5 protein-coding genes and 2 rRNA genes (1 of these 7 only partly in view) are annotated in these 8,787 nt (G+C 62.1%); 2 read left to right on the top strand and 5 right to left on the bottom strand.

Annotated elements, in window-relative coordinates; genetic code table 11:
- Positions 1-6 precede the first annotated feature (6 nt).
- Together ACFPFG_RS07530 and ACFPFG_RS07535 are read left to right on the top strand one after the other, a co-directional pair.
- Positions 7-1,494: a sensor histidine kinase gene (locus ACFPFG_RS07530; RefSeq protein ID WP_197956920.1), complete on the top strand. Its 1,488-nt coding sequence runs from the start codon at positions 7-9 to the stop codon at positions 1,492-1,494.
- A 4-nt stretch (positions 1,495-1,498) separates the two neighbouring features.
- The gene (locus ACFPFG_RS07535; protein WP_183018440.1) at positions 1,499-1,948 is read left to right on the top strand and encodes an RNA-binding S4 domain-containing protein; all 450 of its coding nucleotides are present in this window, start codon (positions 1,499-1,501) and stop codon (positions 1,946-1,948) included.
- A 103-nt stretch (positions 1,949-2,051) separates the two neighbouring features.
- On the opposite strand, the gene ACFPFG_RS07540 is transcribed toward ACFPFG_RS07535, so the two are convergent.
- From ACFPFG_RS07540 to ACFPFG_RS07560, 5 genes are all read right to left on the bottom strand, one after another.
- Entirely contained in the window at positions 2,052-3,425 is a 1,374-nt protein-coding gene (locus ACFPFG_RS07540) for a uracil-xanthine permease family protein (protein WP_380105871.1), read from the bottom strand.
- Between the two features lie 47 nt (positions 3,426-3,472).
- The gene (gene guaD, locus ACFPFG_RS07545) at positions 3,473-4,900 is read right to left on the bottom strand and encodes a guanine deaminase (protein ID WP_312379028.1); all 1,428 of its coding nucleotides are present in this window, start codon (positions 4,898-4,900) and stop codon (positions 3,473-3,475) included.
- Between the two features lie 19 nt (positions 4,901-4,919).
- Positions 4,920-5,663 (bottom strand): 16S rRNA pseudouridine(516) synthase, encoded by a 744-nt coding sequence (locus tag ACFPFG_RS07550; protein ID WP_183018437.1) that lies wholly within the window; start codon positions 5,661-5,663, stop codon positions 4,920-4,922.
- A 129-nt stretch (positions 5,664-5,792) separates the two neighbouring features.
- A 5S ribosomal RNA gene (gene rrf, locus ACFPFG_RS07555) occupies positions 5,793-5,905 on the bottom strand.
- Positions 5,906-6,029: 124 nt separating this feature from the next.
- A 23S ribosomal RNA gene (locus tag ACFPFG_RS07560) occupies positions 6,030-8,787 on the bottom strand; it runs 118 nt beyond the window's last position.

Consider the following 8,787-nt stretch of genomic DNA (forward strand, 5'->3'; position numbering starts at 1 on the left):
AAGCCCATGCGCGACCCCGGTCTTCCCCTTCCCGCCCCCGCACGCACGCGCCAGCCCTGGTCGCTGCGCCGCCAGCTGCTGACGGGCATTCTCGTGCCGGTCATTCTGTTCATTGGCTTCAATACCTGGAGCCTGTACCACCAGACGCTGGCTGCGCTGAACACGGCCTATGACCGTACGCTGCTGGCATCGGCCAAGAGCATCAGCGAGCAGCTGGATGTGACGGGCTATGACGAGTCCGCCCAGCTTCACGCCATCGTTCCCTACTCGGCGCTGGAGATCTTCGAGGCCGACAACCAGAGCCGCATGTTCTACCGCGTCTCCACGCTGGACGGGGAAATGGTGTCGGGCTTTGGCGAGCTGCCCATGTGGCACGGCGTCATCCCCCAGCGCCCGCCCTACGCGGCCCTGGTCGATTTCTACGACGCCCAGTTCCGCGGCCGGCCCGTGCGCATGGCCGTGCTGCTGCAGCCCGTGGCCAGCGCCAAGGGGCGCGGCATGGCCGTGATCCAGGTGGCCGAGACGCTGGAGCTGCGCGAGACCCTGGCCCTGCAGATCCTGCGCACCACGCTGGCGCGCCAGGCCCTGCTGGTGGCCGCCGTGGCGCTGATCGTGATCCTCGTCGTCCAGCGCGCCACCCAACCCGTGCGCCGGCTCAGCAGCGACCTGCGCTCGCGCCCGCGCGGCGACCTGAGTCCGCTGTCCGCACCCGCTGCGCCGCGCGAGTTGCAGCCGCTGCTGGAGGCCATCAACCAGCTCATGCTGCGGCTGCGCCAGCTGCTGTCGGACCAGAAGCGTTTCGTGCGCGATGCATCGCACCAGTTGCGCACGCCGCTGGCCGTGCTCAAGGCACAGCTGCAGTCGGCCCAGCGCGGCGATGTGCCGGCCGAGCAGGCCTTCGAGGAAATCGGCGCCACCGTGGACCGCGCCACGCGGCTGGCCAACCAGATGCTGGCGCTGGCCAAGGTCGAGCAGCTACGCCAGGAAGACAGCGCCGAGCCGGCGTCGCCCGCACCCAGCCTGCTGGACGAAGTGGTGCGCGACGTGGCCATCGAACTTTCCCCGCTGATTGCCGAGCAGGACATCGACTTCTCCATAGACACCGAACCCTGCCCCGTGCCGGCCCACGAATGGATGCTGCGCGAACTCACGCGCAACCTGCTGCACAACGCCATACGCCACATGCCCGCGGCCGGCAGCCTGCACATCAGCGTGCACCAGGCCGGCAGCCAGGCCGTGCTCAGCCTGCGCGACAGCGGGCCGGGCATAGACAGCGACCTGGCCCAGCGGCTGTTCCAGCCGTTCTCGGCCGGCAATGCGCGCAGCGGCTCGGGCCTGGGGCTGGCCATCTGCCACGAGATCGTGCAAACGCTGGGCGGCGCCATCGAACTGCGCAACATCTACCGGCAAGGCCTGGTCTGCGGATTGCACGCGCACGTGGCGATTCCGCTGCAACCGGCCACTGGCAAGCACCCCGCGCCGCGCGCACAATAACGCCATGACCGATATCGAATCCATGCGTCTGGACAAATGGCTGTGGTGCGCGCGTTTCTACAAGACGCGCAGCCTGGCGGTAGAAGAGATCGGCAAGGGCCGCATCACCGTCAACGGAGCCCCGGTCAAGCCCGCGCGCGAGGTGCGCTGCGGCGACACCGTGGCGCTGCGCCAGGGCCAGATTCCGCGCACCGTGGTCATCCGTGGCCTGTCCGGCATGCGTGGCCCGGCGCCAGTGGCCCAGGCCCTGTACGAAGAAACCGCCGCAAGCCAGGCCGAGCGGGAGCGCCTGGCCGAGCAGCGCCGGCTGGCGCCCGAGCCCGCCAGCAGCATTGCCGACCAGCACGACGGCCGCCCCACCAAGCGCGACCGCCGCCAGATCGACCAGGTGCGCGAGCGCGGCAACTGGGACAGCCGCTGGAGCGCATCCATCGACGATCTGGACCGGCGCTGAATCCCGCGGCCCTGCCGCCCTCCGGCCAAACGAGAAAAGGCCATGCGCAACGACAGCGCATGGCCTTTTCTCATGGGTTTGCGGGCGCGGACCCCTGCGGCGTTCAGATCACCTGGTCCTTGGCCGGTGCGTCGTCGCCCTGCGCACGCGGCAGGATGAGGTTCATGACCATGGCGGCCATGGCCCCCACGGTCACGGCCGAGCCCAGCAGGTACTGCAGCATGTCCGGCAGGGTCTGCACCCAGTCCTTGGGGGCCAGCGTGGCGAAGAAGGAGCAGATGATGGGCACGCCCACCACCAGCATGGCACGCTCGTCCAGGCGCACATGGCGCAGGATGCGGATGCCCGCCATGGCAATGGTCACGCAGACCACGGCAAACATGCCGCCGATCACGGGCGAGGGAATGGCCGCAATCAGCGCCGAGAACTTGCCCAGGAAGCCCAGGCAGGCCAGCACCAGACCGGCTGCAATGAAAACCATGCGGCTGGCCACGCCGGTGATGGAGATCACGCCGGCATTGGTGGAGTAGCCGGTGACCGGCGTGGCGCCGATCAGCGCGGCCACGCTGCAGCTCAGGCCCTCGCCCACGGCGCCACGGTCGAGCTGGCGGCTGGTGATGGGCTGGTTGATCACGGCCGATACCGCGAACCAGGTGCCCGTGGTTTCCGCCATGACCACCAGATAGATCACGACAAAGGTCAGCACGGCGGGCAGGCTGAACTGCAGCGGGTAGTCGATGCCGGCCAGCTTGGGCAGCGTCAGCCAGGGCGCATCCGCAACCGGCTGCCAGGCGAACAGGCCCATGGCCCAGGCCACGGCCGTGCCGCCTGCCAGCGCAATGATCACCGACGACAGCCGCATCCAGCGGCCCAGCCGGTTGTCGAAGCGCAGACCCAGCATCATGGCCGCGATCAGCAGGGCCGCCGACACCGAAGCCAGGGCAATGGACTGGTTGACCGTCATGCCTCCGTGGACCGAGAACACGTTGGCACTCAGCGCGATAGGCAGCAGCGACAGCCCCACCACGAGGATGATGGTGCCGCCGACGATGGGCGGCACCAGCCAGCGGATCACCCGGTGGAACCAGCCCAGCGCCCCCAGCGCAATGACGATCAGCGCCCCCGGAATCAGCGCGCCATAGACGGCCCCCATGCCGCCGAAACCGCCGCCCGCGCCAAAGGCCACGGCCAGGATGGCACCCAGAGGAATATAGGACGGCCCTTGTGCCACGGGCATGCGCATGCACCAGGCCGTCTGGATCAACGTGCCCAGTCCCGCCGCGAGGAAAGTGGACTGGATCATGGACGCTGCGTCGGCCTGCGACAGCGCCAGGGCCGACGCAATGATGAAGGGCACGACATAGACGTCCATGGCCATCACATGCTGCAGGCCCAGCAACAAGGCCTGTGAGATCGTGACGCGGTCGTCGGGGCGGGCGATCAGGCGCCCTTCGTAGGAGGAGGTCGGTTCGGTCATGGGACGGAAAAATGCGGAAAACGGCCGCAGCGCAAAGACTGCGGCGCTCAGACAGCAGTGACAGCGCCGACCGCGCCGGCGGCCTGGCGCCGGTGCACGCACTCGCCCTGCACCCAGGTGCTGGCCACATTGGCGCGCGTGGCGTGGTGGATGATCTTTTGCAGAATGTCGGCCGGGCCATCCGCCCCGGGCCAGATCTGGACATTGGAGTCAGGCCCCTGGCAGTCGATGGCCAGGGCGTCCATGGCATGGCCGGGCTCGATGCGGCCAATGGGCAGGTCCAGCGCATCACCCCCCGCCGCCGTGGCCAGCCAAAGGGCAAAGACGTGGTCGATGCGGGCCTGCACGCCCTGGCCCGCCCTGCCGCGCTGCGAAGCGCCCAGGGCCGGGTCCACCCCCTCATGCAAGGCCAGGGAGGCCGTCATGGCATGGCGGCAGGCATCGAACATGCTGGGGCTGTAGCCGCCCGAGATGTCCGTGGCCAGCCCCATGCCCAACCCCTGCGAGCGGCCGCTGCGGGCAGGGAACACGCTGTTGGCGAAATAGAAGTTGGACAGAGGGCAATGCGCGACCGAGGCGCCCGTGCGCGCCATCAGCGCCACGTCATCGGCCGTGAGGAAGTTGGCATGGGCCACGACCGTGCGGCGCGTGAGCAGGCCGAAATCATGCAGCGCATGCGCATCGGTGCGGCCCTGGCGTTCCAGCACATGGGCATGCGCCCAGTCGCTCTCGGAGCAATGGGTTTGCACATGGGCACCGGTGCGTCCAGCCAGGTCGCCCAGGCCGTGCAGCAGCTCGTCGGTGCACGAAGGAATGAAGCGCGGCGTGATCACCGGCAGCACGCGCTGCTGCGCGTTGTCCGGATGCTGGCGCAGCCAGTCGATAAAGCGCGCTGTCTCGGCAATGCTTTCGGCGGCGCTGGCGTCCTTGTAGTACGGGGGGCATTGCGACGGCTCGTCCATCGCCACCTTGCCCACCAGGGCGCGCTGCCCCAGGGCCAGGCAGCGTTCGGCCAGCACCTGGTTGCCCACGGCGTGGATGGTGCCGAAGTACATGGCCGTCGTCGTGCCATTGGCCAACAGCGTGCGCACCACGCTGTCGTAGACCGAAGCGGCAAAGCCGGCATCGCCGTAGCGCGCTTCCAGGGGAAAGGTGTACTCCTGCAGCCAGGTTTCCAGCGGCACATCCAGGGCCTTGCCGCTTTGCGGCCATTGCGGTGCATGCACATGCAGGTCCACCATGCCGGGCAAAAGGTACTGGCCTTCGGGCAGGCGCTGCAGCGTGCCTGCGGCCGCATGCGCGGCCTCCAGAGCGGCGCGGCGGGGATCACCGCGCTCCAGCACTGCATCGATCATGCCGCCGCCATCCACCACGATCAGCACGTCCTGCTGGATGCGCAGCGCATCCGGCACGGGCGCATCGAAAGCAGTACACAACAGGGCCCAGCCCCGGCCTGCGTCAGCGGAATTCATCATGGAAACGCGCCCCCTTGGCTCACTTGGCCTTGAGCTTGGCCAGGTCCTCGGCCGTCAACCATCGCCACTGGCCCGGCTGCAGGTCGTCGGTGAGTTCCAGCTCGCCGATCTTCCAGCGATGCAGGCCTTCGACGCGGTTGCCCACGGCCGCGATCATGCGCTTGACCTGGTGGTACTTGCCTTCGGTCAGCGTGAGGTCCAGCACATGCTCGCTCACCTGCTCGCAGGCAGCGGCCTTGACGGGCTTGGGGTCATCGTCGAGCACCACGCCGTCGAGCAGGCGCTGCACCTGGCCGGCATCGACCGGATGCTTGGTGGTCACGCGATAGATCTTGGGCACATGCTTCTTGGGCGAACTCATGCGGTGGATGAACTGGCCGTCATCGCTGAGCAGCAGCAGGCCCGTCGTGTCCTGGTCCAGCCGCCCCACGGCCTGCACGCCCTGCACGGCACCCTTGTTCGGGCGCAGCCGCAGCGGCAGGGGCAAAAGCGAGTAAATGCTCGGATAGGTCGAAGGTTTTTGCGAGCACTCCGTGCCCGCCGGCTTGTGCAGCAGCACATAGCCCAGCGCGTGATAGGCCCACTCCACACCCTGCACGCGATAGCGCAGGCCTTCAGGATCGATGTCCTGCGTGGAGTCAAGGCAACGCACCCAGTCATTGGCCTCGGTGTCCCACAGTTCCACCCAGCCCTGCTGGACCAGGCCAGAGCACACGCGGCGGATGCCGAACCCTTGGGAATACAGAATGTCTTGCAGTTGCATGTTCATCTTTCAAGCCGTCTGCGCCCACCATGGCGCACGCACATCGCGCAGGCGACGATACAAGTACTTCTGCGCAAACAAGCAAAAAACCCCGTAGCTTTGGGCTACGGGGTTTTTTGGGCTGTAAGAGCCTGACGATGACCTACTTTCACACGGGAACCCGCACTATCATCGGCGCAAAGTCGTTTCACTGTCCTGTTCGGGATGGGAAGGAGTGGTACCAACTTGCTATGGTCATCAGGCATAACTTGTTGTCATGCTGCTCATCGAGCAACACAACGAATTCATAGAGTCTGTAATCAGCTTTGTATTTTGACTGCGCCTTACTTGGCATAACCACCTTGATGATCACGTCATCAAAGTTATAGGGTCAAGCCTCACGAGCAATTAGTACTGGTTAGCTTAACGCATTACTGCGCTTCCACACCCAGCCTATCAACGTCCTGGTCTTGAACGACTCTTCAGGGGGCTCAAGGCCCCGGCAGATCTCATCTTGAAACGAGTTTCCCGCTTAGATGCTTTCAGCGGTTATCTCTTCCACACTTAGCTACTCGGCAATGCCACTGGCGTGACAACCGATACACCAGAGGTGTGTCCACTCCGGTCCTCTCGTACTAGGAGCAGGCTTCCTCAAATCTGCAGCGCCCACGGAAGATAGGGACCAAACTGTCTCACGACGTTTTAAACCCAGCTCACGTACCTCTTTAAATGGCGAACAGCCATACCCTTGGGACCGACTACAGCCCCAGGATGAGATGAGCCGACATCGAGGTGCCAAACACCGCCGTCGATATGAACTCTTGGGCGGTATCAGCCTGTTATCCCCAGAGTACCTTTTATCCGTTGAGCGATGGCCCTTCCATACAGAACCACCGGATCACTATGTCCTGCTTTCGCATCTGCTCGACTTGTCAGTCTCGCAGTTAAGCACGCTTATGCCATTGCACTATCGTCACGATGTCCGACCGTAACTAGCGTACCTTCGAACTCCTCCGTTACGCTTTGGGAGGAGACCGCCCCAGTCAAACTGCCTACCATGCACTGTCCCCGATCCCGATAAGGGACCTGGGTTAGAACCTCAAACGCACCAGGGTGGTATTTCAACGTCGGCTCCATGAGAACTAGCGTCCTCACTTCAAAGCCTCCCACCTATCCTACACAGATCCGTTCAAAATCCAATACAAAGCTACAGTAAAGGTTCATGGGGTCTTTCCGTCTTTCCGCGGGGAGATTGCATCATCACAAACATTTCAACTTCGCTGAGTCTCTGGAGGAGACAGTGTGGCCATCGTTACGCCATTCGTGCAGGTCGGAACTTACCCGACAAGGAATTTCGCTACCTTAGGACCGTTATAGTTACGGCCGCCGTTTACTGGGACTTCAATCAAGAGCTTGCACCCCATCATTTAATCTTCCAGCACCGGGCAGGCGTCACACCCTATACGTCCACTTTCGTGTTTGCAGAGTGCTGTGTTTTTATTAAACAGTCGCAGCCACCGATTTTTTGCAACCGCTTTGGGCTCCCTTTGTTCAAGTTCACCTACTTGCGGCATACCTTCTCCCGAAGTTACGGTATCAATTTGCCGAGTTCCTTCTCCAGAGTTCTCTCAAGCGCCTTAGAATACTCATCTCGCGCACCAGTGTCGGTTTGCGGTACGGTCGTGTGTAGCTGAAGCTTAGTGGCTTTTCCTGGAAGCAGGGTATCACTCACTTCGTCTGCAAGCAGACTCGTTATCACCCCTCATCTAAGCCCGGCGGATTTGCCTACCAGGCATGACTACAGGCTTGAACCAACATATCCAACAGTTGGCTGAGCTAACCTTCTCCGTCCCCACATCGCACTACACATCGGTACAGGAATATTGACCTGTTTCCCATCAGCTACGCATCTCTGCCTCGCCTTAGGGGCCGACTCACCCTACGCCGATGAACGTTGCGTAGGAAACCTTGCGCTTACGGCGAGGGGGCTTTTCACCCCCTTTAACGCTACTCATGTCAGCATTCGCACTTCTGATACCTCCAGCACCCGTTACCAGGCACCTTCACAGGCTTACAGAACGCTCTCCTACCACTTGCAATAAATTGCAAATCCGCAGCTTCGGTAACTGGCTTAGCCCCGTTACATCTTCCGCGCAGGACGACTCGATCAGTGAGCTATTACGCTTTCTTTAAATGATGGCTGCTTCTAAGCCAACATCCTGACTGTTTTAGCCTTCCCACTTCGTTTCCCACTTAGCCAATTTTAGGGACCTTAGCTGGCGGTCTGGGTTGTTTCCCTCTTGAGTCCGGACGTTAGCACCCGGTGCTCTGTCTCCCAAGCTGTACTCTGCGGTATTCGGAGTTTGCATAGGTTTGGTAAGTCGCCATGACCCCCTAGCCTAAACAGTGCTCTACCCCCGCAGGTAATACTTGAGGCACTACCTAAATAGTTTTCGGAGAGAACCAGCTATTTCCAAGTTTGTTTAGCCTTTCACCCCTATCCACAGCTCATCCGCTAGTTTTGCAACACTAGTCGGTTCGGACCTCCAGTACCTGTTACGGCACCTTCATCCTGGCCATGGATAGATCACTTGGTTTCGGGTCTACACCCAGCGACTGGACGCCCTATTCGGACTCGATTTCTCTACGGCTCCCCTATTCGGTTAACCTTGCCACTGAATGTAAGTCGCTGACCCATTATACAAAAGGTACGCAGTCACCCTTGCGGGCTCCTACTTTTTGTAAGCATGCGGTTTCAGGATCTATTTCACTCCCCTCCCGGGGTTCTTTTCGCCTTTCCCTCACGGTACTGGTTCACTATCGGTCGATGATGAGTATTTAGCCTTGGAGGATGGTCCCCCCATATTCAGACAGGGTTTCTCGTGCCCCGCCCTACTTTTCTCTAGCTCAGTACCACCAGTCGGTTTTCACATACAGGGCTATCACCTACTATGGCCGGACTTTCCATTCCGTTTTGTTAACCGTCTGACTATCACTAGAAGGCTCTTCCGATTTCGCTCGCCACTACTTTCGGAATCTCGGTTGATGTCTTTTCCTCTGGGTACTTAGATGTTTCAGTTCTCCAGGTTCGCCTCGCATACCTATGTATTCAGTATGCGATACCCTTGCGGGTGGGTTTCCCCAT

The sequence above is a fragment of the Delftia deserti genome (assembly GCF_042653485.1).
Classification (GTDB): domain Bacteria; phylum Pseudomonadota; class Gammaproteobacteria; order Burkholderiales; family Burkholderiaceae_C; genus Comamonas; species Comamonas acidovorans.